The following is a 16705-nucleotide window of genomic DNA, read 5'->3' as shown; positions in this document are numbered from 1 at the left end:
GGTTACCAGGTTGAGGTTTTGAAAAAAGCGGTATTAGAACAGGTTGAAAAGGGCTATGAGATTGGCCCGCAGCATGAACTTGCCGGCGATGTTTGCCGTTTGATCAGTGAATTAACCAATTTCGACAGGGCCGCAGTATGTAATACTGGTTCCGAGGCGGTGTTGGGCGCCATGCGTATTGCGCGCACTGTAACCGGCCGTACATTAATCGTTGCTTTCAGCGGATCATACCATGGCATCAACGATGAAGTGATCGTTCGCGGGACCAAAAAACTAAAAACTATACCCGCAGCACCGGGCATTATGCCGGAGGTTGTTCAGAATATGCTGATACTGGATTACGGAACCGATGAAACCTTAAGAATCATCCAGGAGCGTGCCCACGAACTGGCAGCCGTACTGGTTGAGCCGGTACAGTCACGCCGCCCGGAATTTCAGCCGGTTGAATTCCTTAAGAAAGTAAGGCAGATCACCCAGGCTTCTGATACCTGTTTAATATTTGACGAAGTGATCAGCGGTTTCCGGATGCACCCCGGAGGCGCGCAGGCGATGTTCGGCATCAAGGCTGACCTGGGCACTTACGGTAAAGTTATCGGCGGCGGCATGCCGATCGGCGCCATTGCCGGTATTAAAAAATACATGGACGCGCTCGACGGCGGTTTCTGGCAATATGGCGATGATTCGCAGCCCGAAGCTGGTGTGACCTATTTCGCTGGCACATTTGTACGCCATCCTTTAGCGCTGGCGGCAGGCAAAGCTTCATTGGAATATATGAAACTGAAAGGCCCTTCTTTACAACAGGGTTTAAATTCAATGACACAATACCTTGCAATCGAATTGAACGCCATTTGCGAAAAAGAAGGCGTGCCTATGTATATCCCGTCATTCGGGTCATTATGGAAAATAAAATTCAAAGATGAATTGCCTTACGGCGAGCTGCTGTTTACGCTGATGCGTGAAAAAGGCATCCACATCTGGGATCTTTTCCCTTGCTTTTTAACTGAATCGCATACCAAACAGGACGTTGACCAGATCATATCTAAATTCAGTGAAAGTGTTAATGAATTAATCGCATCGGGCTTTTTACCTTCAAAAAGACCTGCAGCGCCAATAAAAGAAGAATCAAACCAGTTGATGGAATCACTATTCCCCGGAGCCAGGCTTGGCCGCGATAAGGATGGTAACCCGGGCTGGTTTATCAGCGATATAAACAACCCCGGTAAATATTTACAGGTTAAATTAAACGGTAATTAATTTTGGAAACATCTAATTCAGTGATTGATATAAGGCCGGTAGAGTTTGATCCGTTCGCAGAACCGGACGTTTCGGTTTCAGCACAGGAAACAGAGGCTTTGCTAAACAATATCAGCCCGGTGTATGAAACCACCCCGGTTGAATTTGATCCTTTCGGCGGGCCCGAGATCGAATTGATCGCCCCTGCTACGGAATCACAAACCGAGATATGGGCCTCTTGCCTCATCGGCGACGCGGACGCCAGTTGTGCATTCAATGAGAGTTTTACCATTGTATTAACCGGCGAATTTAACAAGGATGCCATGTTCCGTGCTTTGCAGGATGTGGTAAATATGCACCAGTCCCTTAAAATGACCTTTAGCGGCGACGGTACGCATAGCTGTATATTTAAAAACGTAAAGCTGGATGTCGATTTTCATGATATCTCGTCGAAAACAGCGGAACAGCAGGATGCCTATATAAAAGCATATAATAAGCAATATGTACTTACGCCTTTCGACCTGATCAACGGGCCGCTTTTTAAAACTTCCTTATTTAAACTGAGCGAAAAAGAACATTATTTAACGTTTGTAGTACACCACATCGTGTGCGACGGCTGGTCGATCGGCATCATGATGCAGGATCTGAGCAAGATCTATTCAGCGCATGCCAAAGGCGAATATATAAACCTTCGCAAAGGCCCACTTTTCAGCGATTATGCCATTGCTGAACAATCACTGGAAAAAAGTGAATCCTACAAGGAAACCGAAGACTATTGGATAAAGCAGTTTGAAGGAAGCGATCACACACTGAATATCCCTGTTGATTTCCCGCGTCCGGCCACACGTACCTATAAAAGCCACCGCGAAGATTACACCTTAAACAGCACCCTGGCAAACGAAGTTAAAAACCTGGGTAAAAGTACCGGCAGCAGCTTCGTGACCACCTTGCTGGCCGCTTTCGAGATTTTTTTACACCAGTTAACCGGCCAGGACGAAATAATCGTTGGTTTACCTGCAGCAGGGCAACCTGCTACGGATAATTACCGCCTGGTTGGTCATTGTGTAAATTTGCTTGCACTCCGAAGCTTCCCTAAAGGGGATCTGTCTTTCAAAAACTATTTAAAACAACGAAGATCTGACGTACTTGACGCCTATGATCACCAGTTGTATACCTTTGGCAGCCTTTTGAAAAAATTAAACATCACCCGCGATTCTTCCCGGATTCCACTGGTGCCGGTAATGTTTAATATTGACATGGGCCTTGATAATGATGTAAACTTTTATGCGTTACAGCATAGATTGATCAGTAATCCGCGTGAATTTGAAAATTTTGAATTATTTTTAAATATCGCTGGTCACGAAGAAGCGCCAACGCTTGAATGGTCATATAATACACAATTATTTAAAGCTGCAACCATCAAGCGTATGATGGATAGCTTTGAATTTTTACTTACTGAATTAGTTAAACAACCCGAAATATTAATTAAAAATATTCCTGTTTTAAATGCCGGAGAAATACAATCACAATTAAACGCCTGGAATAACACCCAATACCCCTATCCAATGTATACCCCTGTACATCAATTATTTTCAGAAAAAGCCGAAACAATCCCAGATAAAACCGCCATCACTTTTGGCGAGCAAAAGGTCACTTACAGGCAATTGGATGAGCAGGCAAACCAGTTAGCCCGTTTATTGATAAAAAATGGCGTTAAAAAAGCAGATTGCGTAGCTTTCGCGCTCGACAGATCAGTTGAAATGCTGGTATCGCTGTTAGCGATCATGAAAACCGGCGCGGTGTACATTCCGCTTGATCCCCAGTTTCCATTGAACCGCATTAACTACATGCTTGAAGATTCAAAGGCAGTGGTTTTATTAACGTCGCTTAAATATAAAGGTTATTATGAGTCGGCCGCTAAGGAATTGATTTTAGAAGACGAATGGCAAAGCCTGCCGGAATATGAAACCACCGATCCGAATGTTCATGTTGACGGCAATAACCTGGTTTACATGCTTTATACTTCAGGTTCAACCGGAAATCCAAAAGGCGTACAAATAGCACATCATAACCTGGTAAACTTTTTAACCAGTATGCAAAAGGCGCCGGGTATTACAGCAAGTGATAAATTACTGGCTGTTACAACCATCAGTTTTGATATTGCTGGGCTGGAGATATTTCTGCCATTAATCACCGGGGCCGAGATCATCCTGGCCGACAGTGCCACCGCTAAAGACGGGCGTGCTTTACTGGATATCATCAAGAAAGAGCGCGTAACTATTATGCAGGCCACTCCATATACCTGGAGGATAATGCTGGAGGCCGGTTGGAGCGAAAAAAATCCGTTAAAAGTAATTTGCGGCGGAGAAGCGCTTCCGCAGGACCTGGCACAAAAACTCTTAACGCGGGCATCTTCCTTGTGGAATGTTTACGGACCTACTGAAACAACTGTATGGTCGACTATCAAACATTTAACTGCTGATGATAAAGTTATTTCGATCGGCAGGCCCATCAATAATACAACCATCTATATTTTAGATAAGTTTTTAAAACCACTTGCACCCGGTGTTGCCGGTGAAATTTACATCGGTGGCGACGGCGTTGCCAAAGGCTATTTAAACCGGCCCGAATTGACCGCCGAAAAATTCCTTGATGATCCTTTTGTCAAAGTGCCCGGCGCCAAAATGTACCGCACAGGCGATCTTGGTAAATACATGCACAATGGCGAGATTGAATGCCTTGGCCGCATAGACGCCCAGGTAAAAATAAGGGGCTATCGCATCGAAACAGGTGAAATTGAATTTCAGCTTGAAAAAGAAAAAGATATTAAAGAAGCAGTCGTTATTGCACGTCCCGACCAGTTGGGTGTTGACAAACTGGTTGCATTTGTGGTGCTCGACCCGGAAAACCTTCGCAATATAACGGCTGCCGCCCAAATATCAAATTGGAAAGAATCGTTGAAAAAATCGGTGCCGGATTATATGGTGCCTGATAATTTTATTACTGTACCCGCAATGCCGTTAACCCCCAACGGGAAAGTTGACAGAAAGGCATTGGCAAAACACGGCGCGGTTATTACCGAAGAAACACATGTTTATGTGGCTCCACGAACTGATATCGAAAAGACTTTAACAAACATATGGATTGAGTACCTGGGCGTTAAAAAAATTGGCGTACATGATAACTTTTTTGAATTGGGCGGGCATTCGCTGATCGCCGTAAAAGTTATGGGCCGCATTGAAAAAGAAACCGGGAAACGTTTGCCGCTCGCTACTTTATTTGAATCGCCTACAGTTGAAAAGCTGGCACAATTGTTTGAGCCGGGAAAATCAATTACCTGGGATTCATTGGTGCCTATTAAACCCAAGGGAAGTAAAATGCCATTGTATATGGTACACGGAGCGGGTTTAAATGTGTTATTGTTTAATACCCTGGCAATGAATATGTCGCCTGAGCAACCTGTTTACGGATTGCAGGCAAAAGGCCTTGACGGGGTTGATGAACCGCTTGATAAAATTGAAGATATAGCGGCGCATTATATTGCGGCGATAATTGAACAAAACCCGAGCGGCCCTTATGCGCTCGCAGGCTATTCATTTGGTGGCATTATAGCCTTTGAAATGGCAAGGCAATTAGAAGCGTTAGGAAAAGAAGTAAAAATGCTGGCTATGTTTGATACCTACGCATACCGCTCGCCACACTATGACCCTGCTTTATTAAAACTGTTTAAAAGAGGCAAGTTTTTTATCAAACGCTTCTTTTATACATTAACTTTCAGTAATGGTTTCAGGTATACTTTAGTTAACACCGGCACCAATATCAAACGCAGGTTTATCCGTTACTACTGGAATTTGAGGTATGGTAAAAACCAAACCCAGGCGGGAATCTTCGGCTATTCAAACAAAGTAGATGTGATGAACGAATATGCTGAAAAATATTACCAGCTTAAACCTTATGATATTTCGGTTGATGTATTCAGGGCTGAAAACAAAACATTTTACATGGATGATTTTGAAAACCTGGGTTGGAAACCATATGCACTTAAAGGCGTAAGGATACATAAGATCCCCGGAGAACACAATACCATATTTAAAGCTCCCAATGATAAAATATTTGCAAGCATACTGCAAAAATGTCTGGACGAAGCTGTGTTGAAACCCTGATTTGCGATGCCCGCGATAAATCCCTTGGTCTAATGTATTGATACAATTCGTTTTACAATTTTATTAGCTATAAATATAAAATATTAATTTAAACTATTCAAAACGTCGGGAAGAATGACTAAATTACCATCCTGATAAATCATAACTTAAGACTTTAGGCTAAGAATTGACACTTCGAAGAATGGTCCAAATAAAAGTATCAAACAGCTTTCTAAGCCAGGTGAAATGGGATGACAGCTCCGGATGTAATTTCAGCATTAATAATCAGGCTGATATCTGGCGGATTAACATCCATAAAAATTCATCACTGATCCAAAGTTTATCAACACTGCTAACACGGGATGAACTGGTTAAAGCCGACCGGTTTTTGCACAAGCATGACAGCGACCGGTTCATCATCAGCCGGGGCGCTTTAAAGCTAATCATGGGCCGCTACTTAAATCGCAAGCCTGCGTTGATAGAAATTGAAACCGGTGAAAACAAAAAGCCCTATATAAAAGACTCACCACTGTTTTATAACTTATCCCATTCGGGCGATTGGATCATCCTGGCTGTTTCCGACGCTGGAATTGGAATAGATACCGAACTGGTAAATAAATCGTTTGATTTTAATGATGTCATCAACGAATATTTCAGCCCCGAAGAATCCTGTTTTATAAATGAGGAAAAGTCAGCAGACCGCTTTTTTATACTGTGGACAAGAAAGGAAGCATTAACAAAAGCAACGGGCAAAGGACTGGATGAGGATCTTAAATTCATCCCATCCCTTGATGGCCAGCATTATCTGGAAGGAAACATTTTATCTTCGCAAAATAATTGGGTAATAAGCACCTTTTCATTGTGTAACGATTATTTTGCAAGTGCAGCAATCAGCGACAAAATAACTGGTATGAGGTTTTGGGAAACGGATCTGGCTCATAAAAACTTTGCCCCGTTCTAAAAAATAAATAATATTCCACCATATATTACGGATGTAGAATAATATTTATAAAACATGAAACCAGATTTATCGCTAACAAAAATGCTAAATCAGTGTTTTATTATTAAAAAGAGGTTATTGGCATCAGTTTTTCAAAACCTTTAGCTGCCAAAATACGTAATCAGGGGGAATTAAATAATACACTAGCAAACTAGCATTTAAATGAAAAAGAGAATACTAATAGTTGACGACGATTTAAGTATTTTAAAGTTACTTAATTTTATTCTCGCGAAAGACTATGAAATAATAGTGAGAAATAATGGTATAGATGCTTTTTCATGGCTCGAAGACGGGAATATCCCTGATTTGATCATTTCCGATCTTCAAATGCCCTATTTCGATGGTCAATCGTTTATAAAAAACGTTAAAATCAGCGGGCTTTTCCGCGATATACCGATCATCATGCTGTCAGCAGCGCATGATCTGGATGAACAGGTGAGCAAAATGCATTTCCAGGTTGACGCCTACATGCCAAAGCCTTTTAAACCAACCTCATTGAAAACTGCAATTCTACAAGTAATAAATATTTATGCCGCTTCCACTAGCAACTGAATGGAATGAAAATGCGGGCTCGCATACCAGAATCGCGTATGCCGGTACGCAGATAAAGGATTTGGTTGCCTCCGAACTAAATAACTATTTTCAGATCATTTTCAATGAAAATCTGGAAGAGTTTGAAGAATATATGGGTAATCAATCCATATTATCCATCCCCGAGATTATTCTGCTGGAAGTTGATGAAAACGGGGAGTGTTTCAGGCTGATCGAACGTTTAAAACAGAATTTCCTGTTCAACGGGCTTATTATTGTTTTGATTTCCCTGTCAAACGACAAGGATTTAAAAACAAATGCCATGAGGTTAAAAGTTCATGACTTTTATATTTATCCTTTCGCGATGACCGATCTTCGGGAGCGTTTGAATTTCCTGGTAAAATTCAAACTCATCAAGCCAAAACTGATCGAGATTTCAAAAGAAGTTGACACTGCCTACCGGATTCCTGTGGGCAAAAGGTTAATTGATATTCTTATTTCCGGAATAATGCTTTTGATACTTTCACCCTTGTTGCTATTCATTGCGATAGCAGTGAAAGTAGGGTCAAAAGGGCCTGTACTGTATAAAAGCAAACGCGTTGGAACGGGCTACAAGGTGTTTGATTTCTATAAATTCAGGTCTATGAGGGTAGATGCTGACAAGTTATTAATAGAGTTATCCACACAAAATCAGTACGCAAATGAGGATGGAGGCACAAAAGCCGCATTTGTTAAAATTAAAGACGACCCCCGCATTACTAAACTCGGCAATTTTTTACGAACTTCGAGCCTCGACGAGTTGCCTCAATTGTTCAACATTTTGGTGGGTGATATGTCACTTGTCGGGAACAGGCCTTTACCGGTTTATGAAGCGGAAATGCTGACATCAAATGAGTGGTCGATGCGTTTTTTAGGGCCGGTAGGTTTAACCGGGTTATGGCAAATAACCAAACGCGGTAAATTGGACATGTCGGAACGGGAAAGAAAGAAACTGGATAATTTTTATGCACAAAACCATTCATTTTGGTTGGATATGAAAATTCTTTTTAAAACGGTACCGGCGGTATTTCAGAAAGAAAAAGTTTAAACTAATGAATAATAAATTAAAGGCCCTATTGCTCTCATTATTTATTTTGACTTTAGCCGGAAATACCTATGCTCAGGCAACCATCTTCCAGGACTTATCCTACCCGTACCTGGAAAAACTGATTACAACAGCAAAAAAGAACTACCCGCAAGTTAAAACACTTGCCTACCAAACCGAAATTGCAAAAAGCAGTTTTCACCAGGCCAGTTTTACCTGGCTTGATGCAATTAGCGCCTCCTATATTTACAGTCCGCAGGGTTCAACCACAACAAGCGCGACCAATCCAATTATTTTTAACGGGCTTCAATTGGTGGCTACCGTTAGCATAGGCTCTCTTTTTGAGAGGCCTTATACTATCCACAACGCAAGGGTAGCGGTAAAAATTGCTGAAGAAAACCAGGCCCAATACGATTTAACCATTGAAGCGCAGGTAAAGCGGTTTTATTTTGCCTATATAGAGGCCCAGGCAGATCTCAGGAATAAGGTAAATGCTGTGCAGGATGCAACAACCGCAGTAAACCAAATTAAACACACATTTGATAAAGGGGAAACTACTTTTGAGGTTTATAGCCAGGCATTAACAAACCTTTATAACCAAAACTCATTTAGAGTTCAGGCTGAACTTGCTTTATTCACGGCTAAAACCAATCTTGAGGAAATGTTGGGAACCAAGCTGGAAAGCGTAAAATAAAATTATGGAACTATCGTCGTATTTTTCACTCGTAGGCAAATATAAATACATCATCGTTATCATTGTTCTGGCAATGGTAATTGCATCATACTTTATTGTCAAAAATCTTCCAGACCAATATGTTTCCAGCACACAAATTGCCACTGGCATTGTAGATGCTTCAAGGCATTTGCTTGACAGTAAAGACAACCCCAACGCGCAGCAGGACCAGATCAACCGGGAGTTCAGCAACTTAACCGAAATTATCAAACTAAAAAAACTGGTTGATAATGTTTCCTACCAGCTAATCATCCATGACCTGAGCAGCCCTGCCCCTTTCAGAAAACTTAACCACAAATTCAAAGATCTGAGCCCGGATGCCGTCAAACATGCTTTATTGGTTTACCGCGCAAAGCTTCAAAATGGCGAGCCTTTGTCGTTATATAGTGCTGATGAAAAGGGATTAAACGAACTTTTGATCTCAATGAAATACGATGAGCGTTCGCTCCGCAAGGACCTCGACATTGAACGCGATGGTGAAAGCGATTTTATTAGGATCACCTATTCATCCGAAAACCCGGAACTATCCGCTTTTATCGTAAATACGCTGAGTAAGGAATTTATCAGTTACTATACCGTAAACGTAAAGCAAAATGAATCAAATGCATTAGATTTTTTATCAAAATTGCTTGAAGAAAAACGAAACACACTGAATAATAAAAAAGATTCGCTCCAGCAGTATAAAATAAAGAATGGTATTTTAAATGTTGAGGATCAGGCAAAAGATATTTTCGCCCAAATGCTGATTTACAATGATAAAAAAATTGAAGCCGAGCGAAATATCCAATCCTACGATGGCGCAGTTAAAGCCATTGATAACAGGTTTAACCCAAAAGACAGGCAATATATTGAGTCGACGATAAGCCAGTATAACCAATCGATCACCAATACAGCCGATCAACTGCGTACATTAAATGACGAATACGTTCACAGCGGGTTTAACCCCTCGTATAAGCCTGCATTGGATTCGATGCAAAAACAACTTACGGCACAAATTGATAACACATCCGATAAATATATTACCAATCCATTGGTAAACAAAGACAACCTGGTTGCTAAGAAATTAGAGCTTGAAGTTACCCGCGACCTCGCAAAATACAGCGTACAATCTATCGATAAAGAACTTGCTGATTTAAAAGCAAAATACGACCGCCTGGTGCCCTTTGACGCGAAGGTTAAAACTTATGAATCTGATATAACCATAGCCAGCCAGGAGTACCTTGATGTATTGAATAAGTTTAACGCGCTTAATCTGCAGTCGAATTTTTCAATAAAACTGATGCAGGTTGAACCGGCTACGCCAGATGTGGCTGAACCGTCGAAGAAAATGCTTTTGATAGCGTTAAGCGGCATAGGTGCTTTTGTGATCTGCCTGCTGATTTTATTTATACTTTATTACCTTGACGATAATATTAAAGAACCTATTGACCTGGTAAACGCCACACAATTACCTTTATTAGGATCGTTAAACCTGATTAGCGGGCCAAAGCTTGATCTGAAAAAACTGTGGGATGTAGAGAACCAGCAAAAAATGCAGCAATTTAAAGAGTTACTGCGATCGGTGAGGTTTGAAATTGACCAGGAACTAAAGGGTGGGAAGGTATTGGGCATCACCAGCCTGGTGGCGGGCGAAGGAAAAACACTCGTGGCAACCAGCTTAGCCTACTCCTATTCGGCAATAAACAAAAAGGTATTATTGATTGACGGGAATTTTAATAATCCAACCCTGAGCAAAACTATTCAGCCCAAACTATTTGTGGAAGATTATTTCAGAAACAATTCCTACATCGAAAGAGATAACAGCTCCATTAGTGTTTTAGGAAATCGCGGCGGAGATATTACTTTGCTGGAGATAAATGATGAAAAAAATATTCAACGGGAATTTGAGGACTTGAAATCCAGGTACGATATCATCCTGATCGATCTTCCGCCGCTTGACTCTTTAAATCAATCAAAGGAATGGTTATTATTTTGCTGCAAAGCCGTCGCCATTTTTGAAACCAATAAAGGGATCTCGCGCTCACAAACTCAATATATCGACTACCTGAAACATCTGAACTTAAAGTTTGCCGGCTGGGTATTAAACAAAGCTGCGATACGGAATCATTCTAAGCAATCAAAACACTAGATTTGTGTACGGTATTATCGGATGACTCTTGTCATTTATTCTGATCCCCTAAAAAATGAAAATTGAACATAAAAAAGCAGCTAACCCATTAAAAGACCTGCCACCTTTTCAGCAAAAGACTTTTACGGTGGCTATCATACTTGCTTTTTTAGGAATATTTGTTTGGTTTATAAAAATATTATTTTTTTAATAAATAAGCGTTCAAACAGATGCTGGATGACGAATTTAGAAATAATGTTCATAAAAGAACCTTTTGGGAAAACCTGATCGTCAAAAAATTTGAGGCACCGGTTGTAATTATTTTCGCACTTCTTGCTTCGCTATTTGTAACTTATATTATCGCGCTGGGAGGATACCAAATAGGTGTGGTTGTTATATGCGCCCTTATTGGCTTGCCCATTATATACGCTACAGTAGCTTACCCTAAGTTTGGCATTATAAGCCTGATCATTTTATCGTTCTTCATCAATTACTCTTCACGCTTTTTACCGGAACCAACGCCCATAGGCCTGTTAATGGACCTATGGACCTATTTACTGCTCCTGGGAATATTTGTTAAAATGAAAAAGGATAAGCAGTGGGGGTATTTTAATAATACCATTGCCTATTTTTTATTGATATGGCTTGGTTACAATATGCTGGAGATCATAAACCCTGTATCGCCCACCATACTCGAATGGGTTTTTACGGTACGTACCGTAGCATTTATTATGTTGATGTACTTCGTGTTTCTTTATCATATCCGGACAAAAGAATTTATAAGACTATTGATAAAGATATGGCTTGCGCTTGATGTGATTGGGGCATTTTCGGCCATACAGCAGGAGTTTTTCGGTTTGCTCCCTTTAGAACGGGAGTGGTTGTACCGGTTTCCTGAACGTTTTAAACTTTTGTTTATTGGCGGGCATTTAAGAAAATGGTCAATATTCTCAGACCCTGTTGTTTTTGCTTATAATATGGTTGCCGCTGCCTTGTTATGTATAGCATTAATGTTCGGGCCAATTAAATTCAGTAAAAAAGTAATTTTAGGCTGCATGGCTACACTTTTTATATTTGTGATGCTATACTCCGGTACGCGGGCATCCTATGTGATTATCCCTGCAGGTATACTGATGCTGTTTATATTAAAATTAAACCGTCAAATATTCATATTTTCAATAATATCGGGCATAGCGCTGTTTGTGTTAATCAAAATACCCACCTCTAACTCCACGCTTGCGAGGTTTCAAAGCGCTTTTAAACCATCAAAAGATGCCTCGTTTGCAGAACGCGAGAAAAACCAGGAGGCTATCAGGCCATATATCCTTTCGCACCCTTTCGGTGGTGGCTTAGGTTCTGTAGGTGTATGGGGCCAACGTTTTGCCCCCAACTCATATCTTGCAAAATTTCCGCCTGACAGTGGCTATGTGAGGGTTGCCGTAGAACTGGGCTGGATAGGCCTGCTGCTTTATTGTATTTTCAACTTTGTGATCATGTACAAAGGAATACAATACTACTACCTAATAAAGGACCCCGAACTAAAAACGTATTGCCTGGGGATGGTTTTATTCATTTTTGCCTTCGATGTTGGTAACTATCCGCAGCAAGCACTCGTACAATACCCGTCGAACATTTTATTCTTTTTGGCAATGGCAATTTTGAATATTACCATGAGATTGGACCTGGCGGAAAGAAAATTAAAACCAGAAATTAAACCCGGTAAGATTTAATAAACAGAAATTAAAAATGTCTTTTTTATCCACTATTAAATCAACAGCGAGTATAAATAAAGAACCACATTGGCTGATAATACCCCAGAGCCAGGCCTTGCCAAAAATATTGGTTAACCCGATTGTTGACCATTATTTTCTTAAAAAAGGAAAAAACACTGAAATGCCATTTAAAAACCTAATGGACTACTCCCTATTTATCAATTTTTAACCCTGAAGCCGGTATAAAGCATAATGCAATTTCTAAAAAAACTAGTTAACAAACATACCCTTTCGCTCGCCAGTAACGCAGTAATGCCGATTGTAGGTATGGTTACCGTTTCGTTACTTGCCCGCAATTTTCCAGATAAGGAAGAGTTCGGTTATTGGATACTTTTTCTGATCTCTTTTACCCTTGCCAACTTTTTCAGAAGCGGGTTCCAGCAAACCTCACTTGTAAAATTTTATTCAGGGGCGACTGAAGAAAAGGCTCGCACCGTGGTTGGCTCTACCTGGGTTATAGGTTTGTTTCTGACTGCGCTTTTTGTTTTTTTTAGTTTTATAACGTACATTCTTTATAAGGGAACCCCATCTACTGAACTAATCATAAAAATGTTTGGTATCATCTATTTATGTACCCTGCCATCAAGTGTAGCCCTATGGGTGCTACAAGCCGAACAACGTTTCGGCCGCATGTTTGTTTTGGAACTGATCGGGCAGGGCTCCTTTTTCATTTCTATAGTTACCCTTATCATCACCCATAAAATTAATTTTCAAATGGTGTTATATGCCTACTGCTGGTCAGCGATGACAACGAGCCTGATCTGTATTTTCCTCGGTTGGGCAAAAATCAGTTCGATAGCCTATGAGAGCAGGGCTTGCATTAAAGAACTGTTTAATTTTGGAAAATACAGTGTTGGCACTTCAATCAGCTCGTATTTATTAAGGGCTTCAGACACTTACATCATAAAATTCATGCTTGTCGATCCGTCGGCTGTTGGTGTTTATTATCTTCCGCAAAGGTTAATGGAAGTGATTGAGATACCGCTTAGAAGCTTTATAGCCACTGCCCTGCCGACAATGTCAGCAGCAATACAACGAAATGAACCCCTGCAAATGACTTATATCATGAAAAAATATGCCGGTATCCTTACTGTTTTGTTAATACCAGTGTCAATAGTGGCTTTCATAACCGCTGACATTGTAATTGCACTAATCGGCGGCCCCAAATTTATTGCATCAGACGCCGCAAATGTTTTCAGGATATTTATGTGCTTTGCTATTTTATTGCCCATTGATAGATTTTTTGGTATATCTCTTGATATACTTAATAAGCCACACCTTAATATGGTTAAGGTAATATTAATGCTGGTAGTAAATATAGCCGGCGATTTTTTAGGTATCTACATATTTCATAACCTGTATGGGGTGGCTCTTTCATCCATTTTCACCTTTTTAGCTGGTATTATATATGGTTACTGGGTATTGAAGAGAAATTTAAAATTTAAAATACGCGATATTTTTTACCTTGGTATAGTTGAAACGAAATTATTAATAATAAGCTTTTTTTCGCGTGCGGATCAAAAAATCAATTGAAGGGCCCTCAGCTTTATGATAAAACAAATGCACCCCTAATTTTTTTGACATGAGCCTCAAAGATCAAAATATAATTATCTTTTCGCAGATGCAGTTCGACAACGCCCTGGAGTCGACCAATTATACGATGGCGAAGCACCTGGCGAAAGACAATAAAGTATATTACGTTGACCGGCCCTACACCTGGTTTGATTATATAAAATTCAGAAAAACCAAAGGATTTCAAACAAGAAAAGCGCACTTTTTTTCACCAGACAATAGCCTTATTGATACGGAGATTCCAAACCTGAAAATCGTTATCAGCCCGCCGGTGCCCTCCATTAATATGCTTCCGGAGGGAAAACTATACCGGATGCTGGTAAAGCTCAATGAGAAAATTATTGGCAACAGGTTAAACCAGTTGATCAAAAAGCTCAACATCAGCAATTATATTTATATCAATTCCTATAATGTTGCATTTCCATCGCTTCATAAATTGCTAAAGCCAGACTTAACGGTTTATCATTGTGTTGACCCACTGATAGAGCCTTATCAAACCCGCCATGGCCTTATATCTGAGGATATTTTGGTGAAAGATGTGGATATGGTGATCTCCACCAGCAAAGAACTTAGCCGTCAAAAAGGATTACTTAATAAAAATTCCTATTTCATTCCTAATGCAGCCAATATCAGCCATAGCCAGAAAGCGCTTGACCCCCGCTTAAAAACTGCCGCAATATTAGACGGTATAACAAAACCAATCATTGGCTATTTTGGCAATATCGAACGGCGAATTGACTACCAATTGGTTAAAGAGCTAACGGTGATGAACCCGGATAAGAGCTTTGTATTTATTGGCCCTGTTGACAGCTATTATATTAAAGAAAGTGACTTTGAGGGTAAAAACCTGTATTTGAAAGGCGCAGTACCTTACGAAATGATGCCGGCCGTTTTAAAAGGATTTGATGTTGCCATCATTCCATTTAAAAAGGATGAGGTGAGCAATCATATTTTCCCGTTGAAGCTATTTGAATACCTTGGATCAGGCAGGCCTGTTGTTTCGACAGATTTTAATCCCGACCTTAAAGATTTTACCGCTGATACCGTTTGGTATTGTGCAAATGCTGCGGAGTTTACTGAAGCTTTAAATGCCTCATTAAAAGACACCAATGCCTTACAGAAAAAAAGGCTGGCAGTAGCCGCCGATAACACCTGGGAGCACCGGATATTGGAAATTGAGGCCCTATTGGAGTTAAATCTTAAAAAAAAATTGGGCCAAACCACTGTTTTTGCATAAAAAATTAACAATACCCCTACCATTTTTGTTACAACTACCGTATAAGAACCATTAAAACATGGATATTATTAAGTTTATTATTTCAATATTAACAAGTCTGGTATTTGTTTACCTGGGCATTTACAGCGTGTACTTATTTGTTTTCTCGTTGGCTGGCAAGCTATTTCCAGGCAAAAACCCTCCGGCAAGCAGTAATCTGGCAAAGTTTGTCATCTATATATGTTCCTATAAAGAAGATGAGATCATTTTGAACTCCGCTGCAAATGCGCTTGCTATCGATTATCCTAAGGATAAATTTCATATCTGCGTAATTGCCGATTCACTAAAGCCCGAAACTGTTGAAGCACTAAAAAAAATGCCTTTACAGGTAGTTGAGGTTATTTTTGAAACCAGCACAAAATCAAAAGCCTTACACAAGGGGATTGAAAACACAGCAGAGGATTTTGATGCGGCAGTTGTATTTGATATTGACAATATAGCGGCGCCTGATTTTTTATACCAAATAAACAACTATTTACAGGCAGGCGATAAAGTAGTGCAGGGTCATCGCACCGCAAAAAACACAAATACGCCCATTGCTATACTGGATGCCATCAGCGAAGAAGTTAACAACCATATCTTTCGTAAATCGCAAAGGGTTTTTAGTCTTTCAGCGGCTATTATTGGTTCGGGGATGGCTTTGGAGTATCCGCTATTTAAAAATGTAATGATGCAGATTGACGCAGTTGGTGGTTTCGACAAAGAAATGGGGCTGCTGTTGACAAGAAACAGGATTAGCGTAGCCTATGCGGATAAAGCGGTGATATATGATGAAAAAGTAAGCAACCCCGAGGTATTTAAAAAACAAAGACGCAGATGGCTTTCAGCCCAGTTTAACCTGTTTAGGGTATATGGCTGGAGTGGTATAACCGAGCTTTTTAAACATGGTAATTTTGATTATTTAAACGAGATCTATCAAACCGCTATTTTGCCCCGCGTTTTAATGTTGGGTTTAATGCCGATGATGTTGCTTTTTTCGATATTAACGCCGGGTATGGGCCCGGGATGGCCATTGTGGTTAGCCGCCACCGCTTGCTGTTATTTAGCCATTTTAATAGCTGTGCCTTCAAGTTTTGTTAATAATAAGCTATTGGGGGCGGTTTTACGCCTGCCATTAATATTTTTTACGATGGTATTACTGTTGTTTAAATTAAAGGGCGCAAATAAAAAATTTATTCATACACCCCATATCCATAATGCCGAATAATACGTATATATGTAATAAAGCCGTTACACTAAAGGCTAGTGGATTGCA

General features: G+C 40.4%; 12 protein-coding genes. All 12 read left to right on the top strand.

Going from position 1 to position 16705, the window contains the following annotated elements:
- Positions 1-1254 (top strand): aminotransferase class III-fold pyridoxal phosphate-dependent enzyme (locus QZY09_RS13720; RefSeq protein WP_295673245.1); only part of this gene is annotated, 1254 nt, incomplete at its 5' end.
- A 2-nt stretch (positions 1255-1256) separates the two neighbouring features.
- Positions 1257-5396 carry an amino acid adenylation domain-containing protein gene (locus QZY09_RS13715; protein ID WP_295673244.1) on the top strand — a complete coding sequence of 1380 codons (4140 nt, stop codon included), beginning with the start codon at positions 1257-1259 and terminating at the stop codon, positions 5394-5396.
- Between the two features lie 181 nt (positions 5397-5577).
- The gene (locus QZY09_RS13710) at positions 5578-6336 is read left to right on the top strand and encodes a 4'-phosphopantetheinyl transferase superfamily protein (RefSeq protein WP_295673243.1); all 759 of its coding nucleotides are present in this window, start codon (positions 5578-5580) and stop codon (positions 6334-6336) included.
- Positions 6337-6537: 201 nt separating this feature from the next.
- A complete protein-coding gene (locus QZY09_RS13705; RefSeq protein WP_295673242.1) occupies positions 6538-6927 on the top strand; it encodes a PleD family two-component system response regulator in 390 nt (129 codons plus the stop codon).
- The gene (locus QZY09_RS13700) at positions 6905-7993 is read left to right on the top strand and encodes a sugar transferase (RefSeq protein WP_295673241.1); all 1089 of its coding nucleotides are present in this window, start codon (positions 6905-6907) and stop codon (positions 7991-7993) included. Before QZY09_RS13705 ends, QZY09_RS13700 begins: the two co-directional genes overlap by 23 nt.
- A gap of 4 nt (positions 7994-7997) precedes the next feature.
- On the top strand, positions 7998-8684 hold the full coding sequence (locus QZY09_RS13695; protein WP_295673240.1) for a TolC family protein: 687 nt from the start codon (positions 7998-8000) through the stop codon (positions 8682-8684).
- Between the two features lie 4 nt (positions 8685-8688).
- Positions 8689-10851 (top strand): exopolysaccharide transport family protein, encoded by a 2163-nt coding sequence (locus QZY09_RS13690; RefSeq protein WP_295673239.1) that lies wholly within the window; start codon positions 8689-8691, stop codon positions 10849-10851.
- Positions 10852-10906: 55 nt separating this feature from the next.
- On the top strand, positions 10907-11041 hold the full coding sequence (locus QZY09_RS13685) for a hypothetical protein (protein WP_260146808.1): 135 nt from the start codon (positions 10907-10909) through the stop codon (positions 11039-11041).
- Positions 11042-11060: 19 nt separating this feature from the next.
- Complete coding sequence (locus tag QZY09_RS13680; RefSeq protein WP_295673238.1) at positions 11061-12560, top strand: O-antigen ligase; 1500 nt, start codon at positions 11061-11063, stop codon at positions 12558-12560.
- A gap of 234 nt (positions 12561-12794) precedes the next feature.
- Positions 12795-14135 carry an oligosaccharide flippase family protein gene (locus QZY09_RS13675; RefSeq protein WP_295673237.1) on the top strand — a complete coding sequence of 447 codons (1341 nt, stop codon included), beginning with the start codon at positions 12795-12797 and terminating at the stop codon, positions 14133-14135.
- A gap of 49 nt (positions 14136-14184) precedes the next feature.
- Positions 14185-15411: a glycosyltransferase gene (locus QZY09_RS13670; RefSeq protein ID WP_295673235.1), complete on the top strand. Its 1227-nt coding sequence runs from the start codon at positions 14185-14187 to the stop codon at positions 15409-15411.
- Between the two features lie 58 nt (positions 15412-15469).
- Positions 15470-16657 (top strand): glycosyltransferase family 2 protein, encoded by a 1188-nt coding sequence (locus tag QZY09_RS13665; protein WP_295673234.1) that lies wholly within the window; start codon positions 15470-15472, stop codon positions 16655-16657.
- Positions 16658-16705: the final 48 nt, after the last annotated feature.

This window comes from uncultured Mucilaginibacter sp. (assembly GCF_903913935.1).
GTDB lineage: Bacteria > Bacteroidota > Bacteroidia > Sphingobacteriales > Sphingobacteriaceae > Mucilaginibacter.
This window is presented reverse-complemented; position numbering and strand designations above follow the sequence as displayed.

Excerpts from the sequence above, each read along its gene's own strand:
- QZY09_RS13685 (WP_260146808.1), top strand. The coding sequence starts at position 10,907 with ATGAAAATTGAACATAAAAAAGCAGCTAACCCATTAAAAGACCTGCCA.
- QZY09_RS13675 (WP_295673237.1), top strand. The coding sequence starts at position 12,795 with ATGCAATTTCTAAAAAAACTAGTTAACAAACATACCCTTTCGCTCGCC.
- QZY09_RS13680 (WP_295673238.1), top strand. The coding sequence starts at position 11,061 with ATGCTGGATGACGAATTTAGAAATAATGTTCATAAAAGAACCTTTTGG.
- QZY09_RS13670 (WP_295673235.1), top strand. The coding sequence starts at position 14,185 with ATGAGCCTCAAAGATCAAAATATAATTATCTTTTCGCAGATGCAGTTC.
- QZY09_RS13705 (WP_295673242.1), top strand. The coding sequence starts at position 6,538 with ATGAAAAAGAGAATACTAATAGTTGACGACGATTTAAGTATTTTAAAG.
- QZY09_RS13695 (WP_295673240.1), top strand. The coding sequence starts at position 7,998 with ATGAATAATAAATTAAAGGCCCTATTGCTCTCATTATTTATTTTGACT.
- QZY09_RS13710 (WP_295673243.1), top strand. The coding sequence starts at position 5,578 with ATGGTCCAAATAAAAGTATCAAACAGCTTTCTAAGCCAGGTGAAATGG.
- QZY09_RS13700 (WP_295673241.1), top strand. The coding sequence starts at position 6,905 with ATGCCGCTTCCACTAGCAACTGAATGGAATGAAAATGCGGGCTCGCAT.
- QZY09_RS13690 (WP_295673239.1), top strand. The coding sequence starts at position 8,689 with ATGGAACTATCGTCGTATTTTTCACTCGTAGGCAAATATAAATACATC.
- QZY09_RS13665 (WP_295673234.1), top strand. The coding sequence starts at position 15,470 with ATGGATATTATTAAGTTTATTATTTCAATATTAACAAGTCTGGTATTT.